This window comes from Streptomyces torulosus (genome assembly GCF_001419765.1).
GTDB classification, from domain to species: domain Bacteria; phylum Actinomycetota; class Actinomycetes; order Streptomycetales; family Streptomycetaceae; genus Streptomyces; species Streptomyces torulosus.
The window spans coordinates 14,510-34,043 of record NZ_LIRK01000036.1 but is presented as its reverse complement, the minus strand read 5'-3'; the positions used below and the strand labels follow the sequence as shown (position 1 = coordinate 34,043).

Sequence of the window (19,534 nt, the reverse complement as noted above, 5' to 3'; positions counted from 1 at the left end):
GGCGGGCCTTCCCCCTGCCCGTCGCGCTCGCGGCCTGACTCGCGAAGTTGACCTCTAGCGACATGAGATGTCTTGCTGGTCAGCCCGCCGCGGGACCGTCCGGTAGCCGGGCTGCGGAGCCCCCTTTTCGGGCTCCGCCGGCGTGCTGGTGGGCCCGGACGATGCTGGAGTCCACCGACACCAGCCACTCGATGTCGCCCGCCGCGTCCGCGTCGGCCTGGGCGGCCCGGAGCGTCCGCTCGAACGTGCCGTCCGCCGCCCACCGGCGGAAACGGGTGTGCAACGTGGCCCCAGACCCGTACCGCTCCGTGGCCGCCCCAGCACCGGCTGGGGCAGCAGCGGCCGCACGAGTTCCCACTCGGCATCGAACAGTTCATGGCGGCGTATCACCACTCCGTGATCCACAACCCGAGATCACTTTGACGACAGGGCCCAGCGACCGGTTCGCGACCCTCCCGGGGGCGCGTCGCGCCGGTCGGGCTCGCGATGACCGTCGAGGTGCTCTCTCAAGACGCGGGCGAGGGCGTCGGGGGCGTCGCGCTCGACGTTGTGGCCGGCGACCAGCTCCTCGTGACGTGCGCCGGGGGTGCGCCGTAGGAATTCGACGACCTCGTCCCGCTCGACGATGCCGCGCGTCCCGGTCACCAGGAGCTGCCAGTCGCCGGGAACGTGCGCCATCGCACTGCACAGTCGCGTCACGTCTTCGAGTGCGGGCCGGGCCGCCGGGCCGTCTCGGAGGGAGAGGCGAAGTGGTGTCGGAAGAGGGACGGCCGTCCTCTCGTCGGCGCGTGTTGAGGATGACTCCCCGCTCCAGAGTGGCGCGATCGCGCCCGATTCCCGTTGCGATCCCGCGGTCGACGACCTCCTCGTAGCTGGCGAAGCTGGACGGGCCGTTGATGAAGTCGCGAACGGGCTCGCTGTGGGCGGGGGAGGGGTGGCTGCTCGGGGTGATGTCGATCGTCACCAGGCCGGCGAACGAGTTCGCGTTGGCGGCCGGCGAGGGCGGCGGCCACGAGTGCGCCCATCGACTGACCGACGAAGTGCAGGGGTCCAGCCGTGGCGAGTTCGCAGGAGTGGGGCGAGACCGTCGGCCATCGTCTCGGGGCGGTAGTCGAAGTCGTCCCTCCAGCTGGAGTGTCCGTGCCCCGGAAGGTCGACGGCGATCGCCGGGAGGTCCAGGCGCACGAGGAGCGAGTCCCAGGAGTGGGCGTTCAGGCCCCCGGGGTGCAGGAAGAGCGCGAGCGGGGTCGCCTCTCCCCAGCGGATGCCGCTGAGTCGTCGTCCGCTCGTGACCTCGAACGACTCCCGATGCACCTGGGGGCGGGGAGGCCGAGTGCGTCGGCCCCGTCGCGAACGGCGACGAACTCATCGCGCAGGAGGCGCGCGTGTCGTTCGCCAATGCTGTGGTCGAGCCGGCTCATGAATCCCTCGGGTCGGCGGCGCAGTGCGTCGAGCCTCGCACGCGATCGACACGCGGTCAACCATCTAGTTGATTTCAATCAACTAGATGGTTGTAGTCGCGCTCGAGCCGTCTTATGGTCGCCGCACAGGCTCGATCGTGCGACTTGGCCGACCTCGAAGTTACCTGTGCTTTTGTCAGCGACGACAAGAAGGAGTGATCATGGGGATCATCGATGAACTGAAGGGGTCGTGGGACCTGGTCGTGGTGGGACACGGTTTCGCCGGTCTGTCCGCCGCGCGCGCCGCCCTCGAGGACGCGGCGGCCGAGGGGCGGTCGCTCCGGGTCGCCGTGCTCGAGCGTGCCGCCGAGGGGGACCGCGGCGGCTCGACGGCGTGGACGCACGCGTACCTGCGACTCACCGGCGACGGAGAGCTGGACCCGTCGTGGCAGCGGAACGTGCGGGAGAACGCCGGTGCCCGCGCCAACGAGGACTACATCGAGGCGTTCGGCAGCAACGTGCCCACCACGCTGCGGTGGCTGCACGAGGCGGGGGTACAGACCCCGAGCTCGCCGAGCCCCTTCTCGCCGTCGGGTTACAGCTGGAACATCGAGGGCGGCGGCCGGGCGGTCATCGAGGCGTACGTGCCCCGCATCACCGCCGCGGGCGGTTCGTTCTTCTATGAGACGACCGCGCGCGAGCTCGTCGTGGCCGAAGACGGCTCGATCGCCGGTCTCGTCGTGACGGCCGCCAACGGCGCCACCGTCACAATGGAGTCCCGCGCCGTCGTGCTGGCGTGCGGCGGATTCGAGGGCAACCCGGAGATGCTGACCCGCTACCTTCCCCATGCCCACCAGCTCACGACGGTGTCGCCGGGAACCGACAACAACCGCGGCGACGGCATCCGGATGGCGGTCGAGGTGGGAGCGGACACGGCCGGACAGTTCGACGGTGCGCACATCGAGCCGTGCGACCCGCGGGTCACCGGTCCGGAACCGCTCGTGGGCGCGTGGTACTACGGCATCCTCGTCGACGGCGACGGCCGTCGGTTCATGGACGAGGCCCGCCAGGGATACGACCTGCAGTTCGACCGGGTGGCCAACGAGATCTTCCGCAAGCAGATCGGCACCGCGTACGCCATCATCGACGCCGGCGCCCAGCGCACCGTGCCCTGGGCGACCGCGATGAACGACGGCGCGGCGGAACCCGTCGTGGCCGAGACGATCGCGGAGCTCGCGACGCAGCTGGGCATCGACGCCGCCGCCCTCACGCAGACGGTGGAGGAGTTCAACGCGGCGGTCCAGGGGAACACCATCAACCCGTTCACGCCCCTGGACGGCATCGGCACGCGCGGCCTGTCGCCGGCCAAGAGCAACTTCGCCGCGCCTCTCACCGAGGGGCCCTACTCGGCGTGGCCGATCGCCCCGCGCATCTGCTTCACCTACGGGGGGCTCCGCGTCGACGGCTCGAGCCGCGTGCTCACCCCGGCGGGCAAGCCGGTCCCCGGCCTGTACGCGGCGGGGGAGATCGCCGGCATCTTCTACAACGAGTACCCATCGGGCAGCTCGGGCCTGCGGTCGATGACCTTCGGGCGCCTCGCGGGCAAAGCGGTCGTCAGTGACGCCGCCGTCGCGCTGACGGTCTGAGCAGTCTCGCGAGGGGGCGGGTGCGAAAGCGCCCGGCCCCTCGTCTTTCCGCGGCTCGCGCCGCACGGCTATCCCCGGGTCGCCAGGCGATGAGCGCCACCACCCTGCCGACCTCCGACCGCGCGAAAGCACTGCGCCGGCGGTTCCTTGTCGTTGCCACGATCCTCGCGATCGCCGACGGCTTCGACCTTTCGCTGTTCGGCGTCACGCTGCCCGTGATCCTCGCGAAAGGCGAATTCGGTGTCAGGCCCGAGACGGCGGGTGCCGTCGCCGGTATCCTCGCCGATCGGATCGGTAAGAAGATGGTGATGCCACGGGTGCGCGACTCGTGCCACACCCACCCGGCCAGCACCATCAGCGCCGCCGCGGACGTGGGGAGGGTGGCCGGCGAGGTCCAGCCCCACGTGGCGCCCCGTAGGACAGCAGCGCCAGGAGGGCACCGGTGACGAGGGTCAACCCCGCCGCGCCCAGGGCGTCGAACCGTCCGCCGCTGCGCCGCGCGCTCTCGGGGACGACCGCCACCACGAGCGCCGCGACAACGGCCGCGAAACCGCGGTCGCCCCGAACGTCCAGCGCCAGCCGGCGAGCTGGTTGACGATCGCGCTGATCGGCAGTCCGAGGGCGCCTCCGACGCCGAGCGTCGCGCTCATCAGAGCGATCGAGGTGTCGAGGCGGCGCGCGGGAACGGGGTCGCGGAGGATGGCGATCCCCACCGGGATGATGCCGGTCGCCGCCCCCTGCAGTCCGCGGCCGAGGATGAGCATCCACAGCTCTTGCGCGCCCGCCAACACGACCGAGCCGAGGGTCAGTAGCGCGAGGAGCGCGAGCGCGACGCGGCGTTTGCCGATCATGTCGGCCAGCCGCCCCGAGATCGGGGTGAGGACCGTCGCAACGAGGAGCGTCGCCGTGACGGCCCACGCGGTCTGTTCGCGTCCCGACGCGAAGAGGTCGAGCAGGCGCGCCTGGATGGGGATGATCGCGGTGAAGACGAACGACGCTCCCGAGGCCCGCCACGGCGAGCACGGCGGCCACCCTGCCCGGGTGCGGGTGATGGTCATCCGCTCGGCGCGCATCGAACGGCTCGTCCACGGTGGCTCCCCTGTGTCGGCGCCGGCCGCGCGCGACGCGGCCTGGCGGGTGCGACCGCCGAGCGGGTCCTCGAGGGTGCGTCGTCGACGATCGATCATCGCGGTTACTCGACGGTGTCGAATGGCGGCCCTAGTATGCAGATTCAACTAAGCGGTTGAAGTGGCCGTGGTGGCCCTCGCCGCATCGAAGAAAGGCCGGTCGATGACGACTGCACCCACCACCGCCCCGACCCGCTTCCCGGAGATGGACCCGGAACGGCGACACGGAATGATCATCGACGGTCGCAGCACGCAGGCCGCCGACGGCGCCGTCTTCCGCTGCTTCGACCCGTACGAGGAAGCCGAGTGGGGCTACGTCCCGGAAGCGTCGGCGCACGACGTCGACCGCGCCGTCGCGGCTGCCCGTGCCGCCCAACCCGCGTGGGCGGCGACCTCCCCGTTCCAGCGCCTCGCGCTGTTCCAGCGCTGGGCGGCTCTCGTGCGCGAGCATGTGGCGGAGATCGCGCGCATCCAGGTGCACGAGAACGGCAAGACGCTGACCGAGATGACCCTGGCGATGGGCTCGATCGCCAACGCGATCGAGTTCTGCGCGCACTACGCCACGACGCTCCACGGCGACACGGTGACCCCGATGATGCCGGGGCACCGGGCGTGGACGACGAAGGTGCCCGTCGGCGTCGTTGCGGCGATCACTCCGTGGAACAACCCCATCGGTCTGCTCGGATGGAAGCTGTTCCCGGCCCTGGCGGTCGGCAACGCGGTGATCGTGAAGCCGAGCGAGGTCACTCCGGTCTCGACAATCCGGCTCGTCGAACTCGCCGTCGAGGCGGGCTTCCCCCCGGGCGTCATCAGTGTCGTCACCGGCGCTGGCGCGGCGGGCGCGGCGCTCGTCGAGCACGAGGGGATCGACAAGATCGCCTTCACCGGCTCGACCGCGACCGGTCGCCGGATCGCGCAGGCCGCCGCCGGCCGTCTCGTTCGCACGACCCTCGAGCTGGGCGGCAAGGGGGCCAACATCGTCTTCGCGGATGCCGACCTGGATCGCGCCGTCGAGGGTATCGTCGTCGGCCTCACCGCAGGGACCGGTCAGGCCTGCAACGCGGGCTCGCGCGTCCTCGTCCACGAAGACGTCAAGGACGAGGTGCTCGAGCGACTCACAAAGGCCCTCGCGGCGCTGCCCATCGGCGACCCGCTCGACCCCGGCACAGCGATCGGGCCGATCGCGTCCCGCCCTCAGTACGCGAAGGTGTGCGGCTACCTTGACGTCGCCGAGTCGGAGTCCACGACGCGGCTCGTCGCCGGTGGGCGCCGCGGAGCGGAGCCGTTCGGTATCGCCCGGGGGCTCTTCGTGGAACCCACGCTGTACGAGACCCCCGACGAGCAGTCGCGCCTGCGGCGGGAGGAGATCTTCGGCCCCGTCGGTTCGCTCATCACCTTCGCCACCGATGACGAGGCCGTGCGCATCGCGAACGAAAGCGAGTACGGCCTGGTGGGCGGACTGTGGACCACGGACGTGGACCGGGCGCGCCGCGTGTCGGAGCGACTCGACGTCGGCGTCGTGTGGATCAACACCTGGCGCGCCTTCAGCGGAAACGTGCCGTTCGGGGGACGCAAGAACAGCGGTGTCGGTCACGAGATGGGCCTCGACCTGTTCGACGAGTACACCCACGTCAAGGCCTACTGGCTGGGGCCGGAGGGGCGCTGATCCTCTGAGGTGCGCGCCAGCAGCGCGGCGATGACCTGATCGACCCCGTCGGCGACCGCGGGGTCATCGGGCTCGAGCCCCGTCACGAGCTTGGTGATCTGGGGGAAGGCGGCGGGGCCCAGTGAGGCGAAGATCAGCAGCAGCGAGGCGAAGCGCGCATCGACGTCGGCGGGGAACGCGCCGCTCTGCTGCGCGTGCTCCAGCACTTCCCGCTGATTGTCGTACGCGGCCTTGCGGATGTCTTCGCGATGCACCGGACTGTCGCGGTTCTCCCAGTACTCCAGGCCTTCCCAGGCCAGGAGGCGCCGCCAGGTGATGCCGTCGCGCGCCCGCTCGGTGCGCAGGCGGACCATGTCGTCGATGGTGCCCTCGCGCATCGCCGCCCAAACGGGGCGGTACGTGTCGACGAGCCGATCGAGGACGGCGTCGTACAGGCCCGACTTCGACGAGAAGTAGTAGTAGATCAGCTGCTTGTTCGCGTTGGCGCGCGCAGCGATCGAGTCGATGCGCACCGCCGCGAACCCCTTCGAGGAGAACTCCTCCACGGCCACGTCCAGGATGCGCTCGCGCGCGGAGGCGTTTTCCGATTCGGTGGACGCGCGTGTCGAAGAAGAAGACATGGGGTCATTCAACCATCGGGTTGGACGGTTCCGCGTCGCCGGCGGCTCGTCGTTGCGGAACTTCCGCGCGCCCAGTATGTTTCAACTATCTAGTTGATTGACTAAGGATGATCATGACTGAAGCTCCCTTGTCTGCACAGATGCAGAATCCCGACGAGCCACTGGTGCTCATCGACGACCACGACGGGTACGCCGTGCTGACCCTGAACCGCCCGGCCAAGCGCAACGCGATGAGCCGCGAGGCGGTGCGACAGCTGCGCGAAGCCCTGGCCGTGGTCCGTGACAAGCAGGCCGTCGTCCTGACGGGTGCCGGCCCGGCCTTCTGCGCCGGAGTCGACCTCAGTGAGCAGACGGGAGACGGCTTCTCCTCGCGCTCCAGCCAGCAGACGCACTACTGGACCGAGGTGCAAGCCGACATCCGCTCGCATCCCGCGATTTTCATCGCCGCCGTCAACGGCTACGCCCTCGGCGGAGGATCGACGCTCGTCCACAGCTGCGACCTCGCCATCGCGGCGGAATCGGCGCAGATCGGCGCACCAGAGATGGGCTTCGGCGGATTTCCCTCTCACGCCGGCCCGGCGGCGGTGAAGCGGCTCGCGCCCAAGCACGCGGCACAGATCATCCTGCTGGCGCGCCGGGTCGACGCCTACGAGGCCCTTCGCATGGCGATCGTCAACAAGGTCGTGCCCGACGACCAGCTGCTGGCCGAGGCCACGGACTGGGCCAAGCAGCTCGCGACGTTCAACCCGGTGGCGCTGGACTGGGGCAAGCGCACCATCCAGGCGATGGAGAACCTCTCGTGGGACGACGCGATCGCCTACACCGAGATGACGGGTCGCATCGTCAGTGGGCAGACGCCGGCCTCCCGCGACGGCATCGAGGCGTTCCTCCGCGGTCACCGAGGAGTGGGGCAGGGAGCGTGAGCACCGCCGACTCGACGCGTGTCACCGGGCTGCTCCCGGCCTCCACCCGTGTCGTCGAGCTGGGGGAGACCTTCTCGACGGCTCTCGCCGGGCGCTTCCTCGAGCGACTGGGCGCCCACGTGACGCGCGTGGTGCCCACCGGCGAGGAGGTCGAACTCGACACTCTCGGGCCGCGGCTCGGCGACGACAAGCACGGCCCGTCGGCGGCCGGAGTCTGGTTGCGTCAGAACAAGGACACCATCGACCTTGACCCGCGCGCGCCCGAGGCGCGCGCTCGCCTCGACGACCTGCTGGACGACGCTGACGTCGTGCTCATCGCCGGGACGACCTCGCGGTGGAGCGAGAAAGGGATCGACCTCGACGACGTGCGTCGACGGGCCAGTGGGGCCGTCATCGGCCATGTGACGGCGTGGGGCGATGACGGAACGCGCACGCACCTGCGCTCGAACGAACTCCTCCTGCAGGCAGCGGGCGGCTTCATGAACCTCATCGGCTCGGCGAGCCGCGAGCCGGTGCGCCTGGGCAGTCACCCAGTCCGGGCGACGGCGGGACTGCTCGTCCTGGACGGCGTGATGATCGGACTCTTCCACCGTCAGTCGACCGGCCAGGCCACGTCGTTCGAGACGTCGGAGTTCGAAGCGGCGGCGCACTTGGAGTGGAAGATCGCCAGCGTCTTTCAGACCGGCCAGCCCATCGATCGGCGGGGCGACGAAGGCGGGGGACCGCTGGTCGCGCGCACGCGCGACGGGCACTTCGGCTTGTTCTTCACCCCCCGCGACTGGGACGGCGTGAAGGAGATGCTGGGCGACCCGCGCCTCGACGATCCCCGTTTCGCGACCCCCGGTTCTCGAGCGCTCCACGAGAGAGAGCTCAAAGAGCTCGTCGAGGAGACGACTCTTCCGATGTCGAAGAAGGAGCTGTACGCCCGCGCACAGGCAAGAAGCATCCCGTCGGGGTATGTCGCGACGATGTCGGATCTGCTGGATTCTCCCCAGTACCGCGCGCGCGACTTCTTCCAGCGCGTCGAGGTGCCCGGGGTGGGAGCGGGGGAGATCCCGGATGCCCCGTGGGCGGTTCGGACCATCGACGATCTCGACGAGGAGGATGGCGCATGAGCGGGCTGTTGCAGGGTCTGAAGGTCGCCGATCTCTCGATCGTCACCGCGGGAGCGGCGGCCACGCAGGTGCTCGCCGACTTCGGAGCGGACGTCGTGAAGATCGAGAGCGGGAACCGGCCGGATCTCTACCGGCTGGGCTTCACCGGTGACAAGGGCGGCTCGAGCGACCTCGCCTTCCCTCCCTTCCGCGTCGCCAACCGCAACAAGCGGGGCCTTGCGGTGGATCTGAAGACCGAGGAGGGGCACGAGATCGCCCGCCGGCTCATCAGTCGCAGTGATGTCGTGGTCGAGAACTTCCGCCGGGGAGCGATTGAGCGGCTCGGGTTGGGATTCGCCGACCTGGTCGCTCTGCGCCCCGACATCGTTCTCGTCTCGATATCCAGCCAGGGCGCCACCGGCCCCAATCGGGGCTTCACCTCGTTCGGCACGACCCTGGACTCCCTCGGCGGCATCCAGTCGCTCAGCGGATACGACGCGGACACCCCGACGTGGTCGAGTGGTCGGATCAATTATCCCGACCAGACGGCCAACTCCCTCGCCCCCGCGGTGATCCTGGCGGCCGTGATGGCCGCCCGGGCCGACGGTCGAGCCCGGTGGGTCGACATGTCGCAGCGTGAGACCGTGACCAGCCTGCTCGGAGAGCATATCCTCGCCACGTCGCTCGGCGCCCCGAACCCGCAGCCCGACGCCAACAATGCTCCGGGCGCACTGGGATGGCTCTCGCGCTGCCTCGGCGACGACCAGTGGGTCGCGGTCTCACTGGAAACCCGCGAGGACCGTTCGCGCCTGCACGCGGTCGTCGGTGACGCCGACGCGGGCGACGACGAGGCGCTGCGCCGTGCCACGGATGCGTGGGCCGCCGGACGCACCAGGGACGAGGCCGCCGCGGAACTGCAGGCGGCGGGCCTGGCGGCCGCGGCGGTCGTCAGCGGTCACGAACTGCTCGAGGATCCCGACCTGCACGAGCGGGGCTGGTGGCAGACGGTCGAGCTCGCCGAGGGGGGAACCGAGAGGCAACGCGGGCCGGTCGTGCGCTTCGCTGCGAACGACCCGCTCATCCGGCGGCGTGCCCCCCACGTCGGCGAGCACACCGCCGAGGTGCTCGCCGAGCTCGAGTACACCGCGGACGAGATCGATGCGCTGCTCGCGCGGGGCATCGTGTCGGCACCGCAGGCGACGACAACACCGAACTGAGAGACGAAGACACGGTGGAAGACATCCGCGGCAAAGTCGCGATCGTCGGAGTGGGACACTCCGATCAGGGCACATTCCCGGGAAAGAGCGCCGAACGGCTGTCGATCGAGGCCATCACGGCCGCGCTGGCCGACGCGGGCATCACGCGGGAGCAGATCGACGGCCTCATCACGTGCAAGTCCATCCAGGGCGGGAACGCGGACGTTTCCGTCGGGCCGCTGTTCGGAATGAGTCCGAAGTACGCCCAGACGCTCGACTACGGCACGTGCAACTTCTCGCTGCACCTGGCGGTACAGGCGATCCTCACCGGGCTCGCCGAGACGATCGTCCTGGTCTACGGCGCCAACGCTCGCTCGTCGAAGGTCAACTTCGCCGCCCCCACGCCGTCTCTCGAGGGGGCGTCGGGCTTTGTGCACATCGCCGGGCAGGCGGGCATGGCGTTGCAGCGCCACAAAGCGCTCTACGGGACGACGGACGAGGAGTTCGGCTGGTTCGCCGTATCGGAACGCGAGTGGGCGCAGCGCAATCCCCTGGCGATCTTCCGCGATCCGCTCACGATCGAGGGCTACCTGGCCAAGCCGTATCTCGTCGAGCCGCTGCGGCGCGAAGACGTCACGATGATCTCCGACGGCGGGGTTGCGCTGATCGTCACCAGCGCCGAGCGAGCAAAGGACTACCCGAACAAGCCGGTGTACATCCTCGGCATGGCCGAGGGGACGGAAATCATCGGTGATCGCTTCGCCGATTTCCCCTCCCGGCCCAACATCGGGGGCACCGCCGCCCGCATCTGGCAGAACACCGGGTTCACTCCGTCGGACATCGACATCCTCTACATCCAGAACCCCACCGCCGTGTGGAACCTGCAGATGGTCGAGTACTACGGATTCGCGCCGGTCGGCGAGGGCGGGCGCTGGGTGGCCGAGGGGCACACCCGGCCCGGGGGAGACATGCCGCTCAACACCAACGGCGGTCAGCTCTCCGAGAGCTACATGTGGGGCTGGCTCCACATGGTCGAAGCCGTTCGCCAACTGCGTGGGACGGTCGAGCCCGACCGCCAGGTGCCCGACCCCGAACTCGCCCTGTACTGCTCCACCATGGCGTTCTTCAAGAGCGCTGCCTCGATCATCGGGACTTCGCAATGACCTACGCGCCGACCTCGAACGCGACGCCGCAGAACCTTCCGGACGTCGCCGACCCCGCCACCGCCGCCTTCTGGGAGGCGGCACGCGAGCACCGGCTCCTGGCACAGAGATGCGACGCGTGCGGCGACCTGCGCTATCCGGCGACCGAGATCTGCCCCCGGTGCTGGTCGGACTCGCAGTCGTGGGTGCCGATCGCGCCGACCGGCGAGCTCTACAGCTACGTCGTCTACCACCGCGCACTCGACCCCTCGATGAAGGACGAGATCCCCTACGTCGTCGGACGCGTGCTCACCGATGATGGCGTGGTCTTCACGGTCCGTCTCGACGTCGAGCCCGACGAGGCGCGAGTGGGGATGCGACTGGTGGCGTCGTGGAACGACGTCACCGATGCCGTGACTCTCCTCCGATTCGCGGCACCGTGACATGCCCGTCATGACGGCGCCCGGCGGCACGCTCGACTGGATCGAGCGGAACCTCGCCGTGCCGGCCCGCGAGTACCGGGTCGCCGTGGGCGGCGCTCAGATCGCCTACCGCGTCTGGGGTCCGCGAGAGGCGGACGGAATCCTGCTCGTGCACGGTGGGCTGGCACACGCGCGGTGGTGGGACCTCATCGGGCCGGCTCTCACCGGCTCCCGGGTGGTGGCCATCGACCTCTCCGGCAACGGCGAAAGCACGCACCGCGACGCCTATGCGATCGACGGGTGGGCCGACGAGGTTGCGGCCGTCGCGCGAGCCGCCGGGCTCCGCCGCACCGTGCTGGTCGGGCACAGCATGGGCGGTGTTGTCGGCGTCGCCGCGGCCATACGCCATCCGCGGCTGTTCCGGGCGGTCGTGACGGTCGACACCCGCTTCAACGATGCCGGTTGGCCGGGGCGCGACAAGCCCAGTCCGCGCTTCGATTCGGCGGAAGAGGGCATCGCCCGATTCTCGACTGGCCATTCGCGCACCGACGCGCCTCTCCCCGAGGTGCTGCGCCGCCATCTCGCGCAGACGTCCCTCCGGCGCGAGGGCGACGGGTGGCGGTGGAAACGTTCCGATCGCCTGTGGATCGAGAACGCGTCGCTGCGCGACCTCCTCCGCCGGCTCGTTGTGCCCCTCGCCATCATCCGGACCGACGGGGGAGTGCTCGACGCGGATGCCGCGGCCGAGATGCGGGCCCTCACCCCCGCTCCATCCGCAGAGGCCGTCATCGCGGTATCCGGTCACAACCCGTTCCTGGATCAGCCGGTGGCCTTCGTCGCGGTGCTGCAGGCCTTGATGACCGCCTGGCTGCCCGCGATCGAGCAGCTGGAACCGCAGGACACTTCCCGTACCCACAGAGAAATCGGATGATCATGTCCCGTACCTTCCCCGAAACCCACCGCCTGCTGAGCCAACTGTGGACCGCTCTGGGCGGCGACGCCGAGCTCACGAGCAACGTCACCTTCACCGGCGAGGGGGCCATGCCCTCGCCTTTCGCGCTGACCGATCTCGCGGGCGCGTCCAACGCCCTCGTGGCCACCGCCGTGGGCGAGCTCCTCGGCGAGGTGGGTGAGCCGCACCCCGCGATCGAGGCCGACCGCTACATCGCCAGCGGCTGGTTCCGCCTGCCCCTCGGGCCCTCGCAGCCGCTGGGCGAACCGCTCATCGTCCCCATGCCGGCGAACCTCGACTTCTTCACCGAGTTGCCCACGGCCGACGACCGGTGGCTGCGTCTGCACGGCATTTTCCCCTCGGCCCGCGCGCGGATCGTCAAGGCCCTCGGTGTCGCCGACGACATCGACGCCGTCGCGGCCGTCGTGAAGGCGGCCCCGGCCGACGAGATCGAGCAGCGGCTCGTCGACGGCAACGCCGTCGTCGCCGCGAGCCGGACGCCCGAAGAGTGGCTCGAGACGCCGGCGGGGCGCGCGGTCGACGCCGAGCCGCTGGCGGCGTACACCGAGCACCCGGCGTCGGGTTCCCTGTGGCGGCCCACTCCGGGCCGGCCCCTGGCGGGGATCAAGGTCCTCGACATGACCCGTGTGATCGCGGGCCCGGTGGGAACGCGGTGGCTCGCCGCGCTCGGCGCGGAGGTGCTGCGCATCGATCGGCCCGGCTCCGACGAGGCCATCAGCCACGGGGGCCGCGGCGCAGAGATGGTGCTCGGCAAGCGCTGGGCCTTCCTCGACATCAAGACGCCCGAGGGCCTCGAGCAGTTCAAGCGTCTGCTCGCCGAAGCCGACGTCTTCGTCCACGGCTACCGGCCCGGGGCGATCGACGCGATCATCAGCGAGGAGGAGCGGCGCGCGATCAAGCCCGACCTCGTCGAGGTGGCCGTGCGTGCCTACGGCTGGACGGGCCCGTGGGCCCTGCGCCGCGGCTTCGACACCGTGGTGCAGTTCAGCGTCGGGCTGGCGAACGAGACACAGCGGTGGGCGCTGGAAGACCCCGAGACGCGCGTGCCGATCTCGGTGAACGGGCTGCTGGTCGACGCCTCGCGTCCCCGGCACACCACGGTCGAGGGGCTCGATTTCACCACGGGCCACATGATGGCCGCCGCGGCGATTCGCGGCCTGACCACGCGCGCCCGCACGGGCGCCGGATCGACGTGGAAGTTCTCGCTGGCGCGAACGGCCTCGCTGGTCATCAAGGACGCACGGTCGACGGCGGATCCGGGCCCGGCCATCCAGATCCCCATCGACGGGCCGTGGGAGGACCGCATCTACGCGGGTCCGTTCGGCCCGGTCAAGCGGCTCGTGTTCCCGGTGCAGATCGAGGGGAATCCCCTGTTCTGGGAGCGCCCGGCCGAGCGCGTGGGTTCCGCGACACCGAATTGGGCCTTCTGAACCGGGCACGCGATGCGGGAGGGGATGCCATGAGCATCACGTCATCACCGGTCCGGCGCCCTCTCGATCAGTCGTCGAAGCCGAGGAACGTCCTGTCGAGGCGCCTCTTCCAGCATCCCGCGGACTCCTCTCCCCAGCGATCGACGCCTCAGGCCAGCCCGGAAAACCGGCCGTGCCCCTGGATCCATCGCGCTCGACTGATCGCATGGCGCGATCAGTCGCTTACGCAACCTGCTCGGTGTTCCCGATTCCAGTAACCAACTAGTTGATTTATTGTGTGCGTGAGGTCTACGCTGGCCTCCCGTCGCCTCAAGGAGGATGCGATGTCGACGACCGCTCAGGCCCTTCTGCCTGATCTGGCCGACCCCGCAAGTTTTCAGGATGCGGTGCCGTTCGGCGCCTTCGACTACATGCGAAGCCAGCCCGGCTTCTACTGGCAGGATGCATCGATCGGCGTCGCGAACGGTGGCTTCTGGGCCGTCACGCGGTTCCAGGACATTCTCGACATCGAAGCGCGGCCCGACCTCTTCAGCTCCGTCCCGGGCGCGGCTTGGCCGGGCACGAACCTGCCTGCCGATCCGCAGCTCAACCCCACCATCGACCTGTTGATGCACATGGACCCGCCCCGCCACAGCTCGGTGCGTCGCGTCGCGGCGAAGGCGTTCGGTCCCCGGGTCGTGAAGAACTTCGACCCGTGGGTCCGCGAGATCGTGGTCGAGACGCTGGATCACATCGGCACGCTCACGTCCTTCGACTACATCACGGAGGTCGCTCAAGTCGTTCCGGCCCTGGTGATCGCGCAGATCCAGGGGGTGCCGCGTGAGCAGCGGCAGTGGATCGTCGATCGCACGCTCGACGCGTTCGCTGCACAGGGGACGGGTGACCTCGCCCAGACGGCAGAAGCGATCGAGAAGACGATGGCGTACTACCGCGAGGAGCTCATCCCTCTGAAGCTCAGGGAGCCGCAGGACGACATGACGACCGTGATCGCCCACGCGATCGAGCGAGGCGACGTCACGATCGGCGAGGGCCACAGCTTTCTGAACCTGCTGCAGGGCGCCGGCTTCGAGACGACGCACACGTTGATCGGTCAATCGATGCGGATGCTCCTCGAGGATCCGGAGGTCGCGGAGAGGACGGTGCGTGGCATCGACGAACTGGGCCCCGACAAGGTGGTCGACGAGTTCCTGCGCATTATCACGCCAGCCATGTTCATGTCGCGGACGGCGTCCGAGGACACCGTGGTCGGCGGCCAGGAGGTGCGCAAGAACGACCTCCTCAACCTGTACTTCATCGCGGCGAACCGTGACGAAACGGTGTTCGATCGCCCCGATGAGTTCGACCCGTGGCGCACGGAGACGGCATCGCTGACGTTCGGTTCGGGAACACATCGCTGTATCGGCAACGCGCTCGCGAAGCTGGAGTTGCGGATCCTTTTCGAGGAGATGTCGAAGCGCGGGTTCTCGCTCAGGCTGGACGGTGAGCCGCAACGCGGCCGGTCCGTCTTCATCAATCAGATCCGATCCCTTCCGGTGGCCTGGGCATGAGCGCGGTGGAGACGAGCCTGGACGGCCAGACGGCTCTCGTGACCGGAGCCGCCACCGGCGTCGGCAAGGCCATTGCGACAGAGTTGGCGCGCCGTGGAGCGCTCGTGGTAGTGAGCGACATCGATGACGACGGCGGACGGAAGGCGGCCGCGGACATCAACGGGTCCGGTGGACGCGCAACGTATGTCCACGCCGACGTGACGTCGACCACCGACCTGTCGGGCGTGTTGAAGGCGGCCGGAGTGGCCCAGGACGGCCTCAATATCGTGGTGGCCAACGTCATGGGGGGAGGCGCTTCCGGCTCAATCCGGGAGTCGGACCCGGAGACCGCCCGACGCACCTTCGACATCATGGTGTTCGGTGTCTACAACGTGATCCGCGCATTCGCGCCGGCTCTGATCGGCACGTCCCGTTCCGGGTCCCCGGCCCGACTCCTGGTCGTGGGGTCCGAGCACTCACTCGGCGTGCCGCCGCATGTCTTCCCCGCCAGCGTTTATACGACGGCGAAGTATGCGTCGCTCGGGCTGGTGGATACGGCCCGGCGCGACTTCGCCGACTCGGGGGTCTCAGTGACTCTGCTCGCCCCGAGCTGGGTGAGGACCGAGAAGCTGGTCGAGCTGATCCGCTCATCGCGCGAACTCGCCGAAGCCATCGAGCCGAACGCTCAGAACGCCGACGAGGTCGCCCGGCAAGCGGTTGACGGCCTGATGAAAGGCGACTACATCACCGCCACCAACCCCGTGACCCGGGAGTTCGCTCTCGAGCACGCGCGTCAGGTCATGGCGTCGGTCCAAACGTTGCCCGTCGTCGGTCCTTCCGACGATGCGTCTGTGCACGACGGCACCGGTGATACCGCGAAGTGTCCTGTCGCCGGGCACATGTGACGTCCTGACGGCACCGATAGGGAAGTAGCGAAATGCCCGAAGTTACCTTCACGCAGCCCAGCGGGGAACGCATCACCGTCTCAGCCGATGTGGGCCGAAGCTTGATGAAAGTGGCGGTCGAGAATCTCGTACCTGGCATCGTCGGTGAGTGCGGAGGAGACCTGTCCTGCGCTACGTGTCACGTCTTCGTCGACGTTCCGTGGGTGGCGAAGCTGCCCCCGATGACGGCGGAAGAGGAACAGATGCTCGACGTGACCGCGGAGGAGCCGACTGCCGCCAGCAGGCTCTGCTGCCAGATCACCTTGACGGAGGACCTGGACGGCTTGTCGCTCCACGTCCCCGAGACGCAGCGATGACCGCCGACAGCGACCTCCTGATCATCGGCGGGGGGCAGGCTGCCGGAGAGCTGGCCGCTGCCCTGCGATCTCGCGATTGGGGTGGCAGCATCGCCATCGTCGGGGAGGAGGACCACGTCCCCTATACCCGACCGCCGCTGTCGAAGGCATACCTCCGAGGGGAGGTCGAAGCGGCCGACCTCTACCTGCGCCGGCCCGATTTCTACGATCGCCACGGTATCGCCGTCTCGGCCGGTGTCGCCGTGGCCGACGTCGACCTCGAGGCTCAGACCGTGACCCTCGACGACGGACGTGTCCGGACCTGGCGGAAGCTGGTCTTCGCGACCGGCGGCCGACCGCGACGGCTGCCGGACTCCATCCTGCGATCGGCGCCCAACGTTCACTACATCCGCACGCTGGCCGACGTCGACAGGCTGAAGGCGGTGCGAACGGACGGCGCGTCCTTCGTGGTCGTCGGCGGGGGCTACGTCGGACTCGAGATCGCATCGGTGCTCCGCTCCCTCGACGCTCAGGTGACGCTTGTCGAGGCTGCAGTTCGACTGTTGGGCCGGGTCACATCGCCCGTCGTGTCGGAATTCTTCCGGCGCCTCCATCGCGACCGAGGCGTCGACGTTCGCGTCGGCACGGCCGTCGTCGAGTACCAGTACTCCGACGCCGGGAACGTGATCGGAGCCGTCCTGAGTGACGGCTCGCGGATCGCCGTGGACCAGCTCCTCGTGGGAATCGGAATGGTTCCCAACGACGAGTTGGCGGCGCGCGCCGGGATCGACGTGGACGGTGGCATCCTGGTCGACCGCTTCTGCCGGACCAGCGCGAACGACGTGTTCGCGGTCGGCGACGTCGCGAAGGTCACCGATCTCGACGGCGAACCGCCGAGGAGACTGGAATCGATGCCGAACGCGGTCTCGCACGCCCGCGTCCTCGCCGACTACCTCTCGGGTGTGGAGCAGCCGGCCGTCGACCCGCCCTGGTTCTGGAGCGACCAGTACGATATCAAGCTTCAGTCCGCCGGCCTCGTCGTCCCGGACGACGAGCTGGTCATCCGGGGCAACCCCGACGAGCGCAGGTTCTCGGTCTTGTACCTCCGCGATGGAGTCGTGACAGCCGTAGACGCGATCGGCTCGCGTGCCGACTACGCGGCGGCGCGGAAACTCATCGCGCAGCGCGTCCTGGTGGACGCCGGCATCGCCGCGGATCCGGGCCGCCGCCTTCTCGAGGCTGCGCTGGCGAGTGCCGGCACCACGGACTGAGGGTGCAGCCGAGCCGACCGTTGAGACCAGTTCTCATGCCGACCAGGGCTGACGGGTCGGGGAGGCTTCTCCCTGCCCCGTCACTCATGCCGACGTGGCAATACCGAGCACACTCAGCACGAGGCCGAGCACGCCGAGGACGAGTACCCCAGCGTCCGCCCTGACACCGGAATTGCGCTGACCACTGCCCGTGCGACGACGAGTGCCGTCATGGCTGTTCCACGAGCATGTGCATCCCCCGGCTCATTGGACGGCTCGGCGCGGCCCGCAAATCCCCCCTTTGGTGCTGGGCCTCTGCCCACCGGGGCGGGCAGGTGAATTCCCCCGTCAACTGCCCGCCCCGCCCCGAGCCCGCACCCGTGACAAGGCCTGGTCATCCGGGACGGGCTGGACCGAGCTTCCCCCGAGATGCGGAGGATGGTGACAGAGGGTCAGATGGTTCTCATGAGAGGAGCATCGACCATGGCTGCCCCCAGGAAGTACTCGTTGGAGTTGCGTGAGCGTGCGGTGCGGAGGTACCGCACCTCCGACCCGAAGCCGCAGATCAAGAAGCTGGCTGTTGATCTCGGCGTGCACCCGGAGGCCCTGCGCGGCTGGATCAGGCAGGCTGCGGGACCCCCTGGAGCCGTTGCTGCCTCAGCGTGAGCGCCGCTTTCGGTATCCGGGTCGCCAAGCCGTTGCCGGACCGGCATGCGTTGTGCGGGATCCTCCACGTGCTGCACACCGGTATTCAGCGGGAGTACCTGCCCCAGGCGCTGAGCTTCGGCTCGGTGTGACCTGCTGGCGACGCTTGCGGGACTGGAACGAGGCCAGTTGTCGGCGTACACGCGAACGTCCCCACCTGTGTACGGATGAAAAGGGGCAATTCCTTGCTGTACTGCCCTTTGCTGCTCTGCACGCTGCGGCAGGATCGAGGAGAGACGGCGCAGGGCGGTCGACGGAGGTCCCGGACCGGCATGGCCGCCTGGAACTGCGGCGTTTTCGTGGGCTGCTGGGGTGATGAGCCCGTCGGGGAGTGCCGGTGACGCGAAGGCTCGGCCCACTCACGCGCGAGCGCTCCACCCCGGCCCATTGGTTGTGGCCCCCCTGTGCGGCGCACCCAAGGGCCGTCCGTAGGGGTCCCGGGTTGGCGACGGCTGCGTGAATGGTGCAGCGCGCCAACGCTCCCTCGGCACCGCCGCTTTCGCGCCGCTCGCCTCCGAGTCGCCCCTTCCTGCCGGGTGCCCGCACCGTCGGCGCAGCGGCATGGCCGCCTTCAGGGGCGCCCGCTCATGACGGTGCGCAGCAGGTCGACGATGGGCTGCACCGGGACGGTCGAGTCGAAGGCGCGCTGGACGCCGAGCCCGATGCCGAGGCTGAGCAGGGTAAGGGCGGCGGTGTCGGCGGGCAGGGCAGGTGTGATGCCGAGTTCGTCGGCCTGCGCCCGGATCAGCTCTGCGAGCGCGTCGGTGACGGTGCGCCGGCGCTGGGCGAGTTGCTCGCACACGTGCTTGTCGCGGCGGTTGGCGGTGGCGAACTCGACTTCCAGCGCGGTCCACGAGCTGTCGCCGATGGTCTCGTCGGCCCAGCGGGCGAATCCCGCGATCCGGTCCTCGAAGCGGGGCGCGTCGCCCATCGCGGCGGCCAGCTGTGTCACCTGTTCCGCGGCGATGCGGTCCAGGACGGCCAGGCACAGCTCGTTCTTGGTGGCGAAGTTGGAGTACACCGCCCCCTTCGAGTAGCCCGCCGCCTCGGCGACACGCTCCATTGACGTCGCCGTGAAGCCGTCGCCCAGAAAGAGCGTGTACGCGGTGTCGAGGACATGTTCGCGGGTGCGGGCCTGACTTTCGGCCCGGGTCAGTCTTGCCACCCCCGGAGG

At 69.2% G+C, this 19,534-nt stretch carries 19 protein-coding genes and 2 pseudogenes; 16 read left to right on the top strand and 5 right to left on the bottom strand.

Annotation, left to right across the window (positions count from 1 at the left end):
• Together AOK23_RS51835 and AOK23_RS47655 are read right to left on the bottom strand one after the other, a co-directional pair.
• Window positions 1–307, bottom strand: a pseudogene (locus AOK23_RS51835) (IS5 family transposase); the annotation flags it as partial.
• A 107-nt stretch (window positions 308–414) separates the two neighbouring features.
• The gene (locus tag AOK23_RS47655; protein ID WP_055711296.1) at window positions 415–678 is read right to left on the bottom strand and encodes an alpha/beta fold hydrolase; all 264 of its coding nucleotides are present in this window, start codon (window positions 676–678) and stop codon (window positions 415–417) included.
• A 943-nt stretch (window positions 679–1,621) separates the two neighbouring features.
• Between AOK23_RS47655 and AOK23_RS03620 the strand changes: the two genes are divergently transcribed.
• Window positions 1,622–3,046, top strand: a complete 1,425-nt coding sequence (locus AOK23_RS03620) for an FAD-binding protein (protein WP_055711295.1) — start codon at window positions 1,622–1,624, stop codon at window positions 3,044–3,046.
• Between the two features lie 89 nt (window positions 3,047–3,135).
• Window positions 3,136–3,492: a hypothetical protein gene (locus AOK23_RS47650; RefSeq protein ID WP_055711294.1), complete on the top strand. Its 357-nt coding sequence runs from the start codon at window positions 3,136–3,138 to the stop codon at window positions 3,490–3,492.
• A gap of 6 nt (window positions 3,493–3,498) precedes the next feature.
• Here the strand turns inward: AOK23_RS47650 and AOK23_RS03610 are convergent, their stop codons facing one another.
• Entirely contained in the window at window positions 3,499–4,119 is a 621-nt protein-coding gene (locus AOK23_RS03610; protein ID WP_055711293.1) for an MFS transporter, read from the bottom strand.
• A 217-nt stretch (window positions 4,120–4,336) separates the two neighbouring features.
• Between AOK23_RS03610 and AOK23_RS03605 the strand changes: the two genes are divergently transcribed.
• Window positions 4,337–5,839, top strand: a complete 1,503-nt coding sequence (locus AOK23_RS03605) for an aldehyde dehydrogenase family protein (RefSeq protein ID WP_055711292.1) — start codon at window positions 4,337–4,339, stop codon at window positions 5,837–5,839.
• Here the strand turns inward: AOK23_RS03605 and AOK23_RS03600 are convergent.
• A complete protein-coding gene (locus tag AOK23_RS03600) occupies window positions 5,812–6,459 on the bottom strand; it encodes a TetR/AcrR family transcriptional regulator (RefSeq protein WP_079049266.1) in 648 nt (215 codons plus the stop codon). The two genes, AOK23_RS03605 and AOK23_RS03600, sit on opposite strands and share 28 nt — an antisense overlap.
• Window positions 6,460–6,572: 113 nt before the next feature.
• Between AOK23_RS03600 and AOK23_RS03595 the strand changes: the two genes are divergently transcribed.
• From AOK23_RS03595 to AOK23_RS03535, 13 genes and pseudogenes are all read left to right on the top strand, one after another.
• Complete coding sequence (locus AOK23_RS03595; RefSeq protein WP_157877931.1) at window positions 6,573–7,382, top strand: enoyl-CoA hydratase/isomerase family protein; 810 nt, start codon at window positions 6,573–6,575, stop codon at window positions 7,380–7,382.
• Window positions 7,379–8,497: a CoA transferase gene (locus AOK23_RS03590; protein WP_055711289.1), complete on the top strand. Its 1,119-nt coding sequence runs from the start codon at window positions 7,379–7,381 to the stop codon at window positions 8,495–8,497. The genes AOK23_RS03595 and AOK23_RS03590 overlap by 4 nt, the downstream gene beginning before the upstream one ends.
• A complete protein-coding gene (locus tag AOK23_RS03585) occupies window positions 8,494–9,693 on the top strand; it encodes a CaiB/BaiF CoA transferase family protein (RefSeq protein ID WP_055711288.1) in 1,200 nt (399 codons plus the stop codon). Before AOK23_RS03590 ends, AOK23_RS03585 begins: the two co-directional genes overlap by 4 nt.
• 14 nt (window positions 9,694–9,707) lie before the next feature.
• Window positions 9,708–10,835 carry a thiolase family protein gene (locus AOK23_RS03580; RefSeq protein WP_079049264.1) on the top strand — a complete coding sequence of 376 codons (1,128 nt, stop codon included), beginning with the start codon at window positions 9,708–9,710 and terminating at the stop codon, window positions 10,833–10,835.
• Entirely contained in the window at window positions 10,832–11,257 is a 426-nt protein-coding gene (locus tag AOK23_RS03575) for a Zn-ribbon domain-containing OB-fold protein (RefSeq protein ID WP_055711287.1), read from the top strand. The genes AOK23_RS03580 and AOK23_RS03575 overlap by 4 nt, the downstream gene beginning before the upstream one ends.
• A 10-nt stretch (window positions 11,258–11,267) precedes the next feature.
• On the top strand, window positions 11,268–12,167 hold the full coding sequence (locus AOK23_RS03570) for an alpha/beta fold hydrolase (RefSeq protein ID WP_157877930.1): 900 nt from the start codon (window positions 11,268–11,270) through the stop codon (window positions 12,165–12,167).
• Window positions 12,164–13,639: a CoA transferase gene (locus AOK23_RS03565; RefSeq protein ID WP_055711285.1), complete on the top strand. Its 1,476-nt coding sequence runs from the start codon at window positions 12,164–12,166 to the stop codon at window positions 13,637–13,639. Before AOK23_RS03570 ends, AOK23_RS03565 begins: the two co-directional genes overlap by 4 nt.
• Window positions 13,640–13,962: 323 nt before the next feature.
• Window positions 13,963–15,186, top strand: a complete 1,224-nt coding sequence (locus tag AOK23_RS03560; RefSeq protein ID WP_079049263.1) for a cytochrome P450 — start codon at window positions 13,963–13,965, stop codon at window positions 15,184–15,186.
• Window positions 15,183–16,070 (top strand): SDR family NAD(P)-dependent oxidoreductase, encoded by an 888-nt coding sequence (locus AOK23_RS03555; RefSeq protein WP_055711283.1) that lies wholly within the window; start codon window positions 15,183–15,185, stop codon window positions 16,068–16,070. The genes AOK23_RS03560 and AOK23_RS03555 overlap by 4 nt, the downstream gene beginning before the upstream one ends.
• Before the next feature lie 32 nt (window positions 16,071–16,102).
• Window positions 16,103–16,426, top strand: coding sequence for a 2Fe-2S iron-sulfur cluster-binding protein (locus AOK23_RS03550; protein ID WP_055711282.1), 324 nt, complete (start codon window positions 16,103–16,105; stop codon window positions 16,424–16,426).
• Complete coding sequence (locus AOK23_RS03545; RefSeq protein WP_055711281.1) at window positions 16,423–17,676, top strand: NAD(P)/FAD-dependent oxidoreductase; 1,254 nt, start codon at window positions 16,423–16,425, stop codon at window positions 17,674–17,676. The genes AOK23_RS03550 and AOK23_RS03545 overlap by 4 nt, the downstream gene beginning before the upstream one ends.
• Window positions 17,677–18,084: 408 nt before the next feature.
• Window positions 18,085–18,321: a transposase gene (locus AOK23_RS44425; protein WP_079049262.1), complete on the top strand. Its 237-nt coding sequence runs from the start codon at window positions 18,085–18,087 to the stop codon at window positions 18,319–18,321.
• A pseudogene (locus AOK23_RS03535) lies at window positions 18,290–18,499 on the top strand (transposase); the annotation flags it as partial. The gene AOK23_RS44425 and the pseudogene AOK23_RS03535, both read left to right, overlap by 32 nt.
• A 432-nt stretch (window positions 18,500–18,931) precedes the next feature.
• Here AOK23_RS03535 and AOK23_RS03530 read toward each other — a convergent pair.
• Window positions 18,932–19,525 carry a TetR/AcrR family transcriptional regulator gene (locus AOK23_RS03530; RefSeq protein ID WP_055711280.1) on the bottom strand — a complete coding sequence of 198 codons (594 nt, stop codon included), beginning with the start codon at window positions 19,523–19,525 and terminating at the stop codon, window positions 18,932–18,934.
• Window positions 19,526–19,534: the final 9 nt, after the last annotated feature.

Excerpts from the sequence above, each read along its gene's own strand:
- AOK23_RS47650 (WP_055711294.1), top strand. The coding sequence starts at position 3,136 with ATGAGCGCCACCACCCTGCCGACCTCCGACCGCGCGAAAGCACTGCGC.
- AOK23_RS03560 (WP_079049263.1), top strand. The coding sequence starts at position 13,963 with ATGTCGACGACCGCTCAGGCCCTTCTGCCTGATCTGGCCGACCCCGCA.
- AOK23_RS03575 (WP_055711287.1), top strand. The coding sequence starts at position 10,832 with ATGACCTACGCGCCGACCTCGAACGCGACGCCGCAGAACCTTCCGGAC.
- AOK23_RS03605 (WP_055711292.1), top strand. The coding sequence starts at position 4,337 with ATGACGACTGCACCCACCACCGCCCCGACCCGCTTCCCGGAGATGGAC.
- AOK23_RS03595 (WP_157877931.1), top strand. The coding sequence starts at position 6,573 with ATGACTGAAGCTCCCTTGTCTGCACAGATGCAGAATCCCGACGAGCCA.
- AOK23_RS03620 (WP_055711295.1), top strand. The coding sequence starts at position 1,622 with ATGGGGATCATCGATGAACTGAAGGGGTCGTGGGACCTGGTCGTGGTG.
- AOK23_RS03550 (WP_055711282.1), top strand. The coding sequence starts at position 16,103 with ATGCCCGAAGTTACCTTCACGCAGCCCAGCGGGGAACGCATCACCGTC.
- AOK23_RS03555 (WP_055711283.1), top strand. The coding sequence starts at position 15,183 with ATGAGCGCGGTGGAGACGAGCCTGGACGGCCAGACGGCTCTCGTGACC.
- AOK23_RS03545 (WP_055711281.1), top strand. The coding sequence starts at position 16,423 with ATGACCGCCGACAGCGACCTCCTGATCATCGGCGGGGGGCAGGCTGCC.
- AOK23_RS03610 (WP_055711293.1), bottom strand. The coding sequence starts at position 4,119 with ATGCGCGCCGAGCGGATGACCATCACCCGCACCCGGGCAGGGTGGCCG.
- AOK23_RS03585 (WP_055711288.1), top strand. The coding sequence starts at position 8,494 with ATGAGCGGGCTGTTGCAGGGTCTGAAGGTCGCCGATCTCTCGATCGTC.
- AOK23_RS44425 (WP_079049262.1), top strand. The coding sequence starts at position 18,085 with ATGCGGAGGATGGTGACAGAGGGTCAGATGGTTCTCATGAGAGGAGCA.
- AOK23_RS03565 (WP_055711285.1), top strand. The coding sequence starts at position 12,164 with ATGATCATGTCCCGTACCTTCCCCGAAACCCACCGCCTGCTGAGCCAA.
- AOK23_RS47655 (WP_055711296.1), bottom strand. The coding sequence starts at position 678 with ATGGCGCACGTTCCCGGCGACTGGCAGCTCCTGGTGACCGGGACGCGC.
- AOK23_RS03570 (WP_157877930.1), top strand. The coding sequence starts at position 11,268 with ATGACGGCGCCCGGCGGCACGCTCGACTGGATCGAGCGGAACCTCGCC.
- AOK23_RS03600 (WP_079049266.1), bottom strand. The coding sequence starts at position 6,459 with ATGTCTTCTTCTTCGACACGCGCGTCCACCGAATCGGAAAACGCCTCC.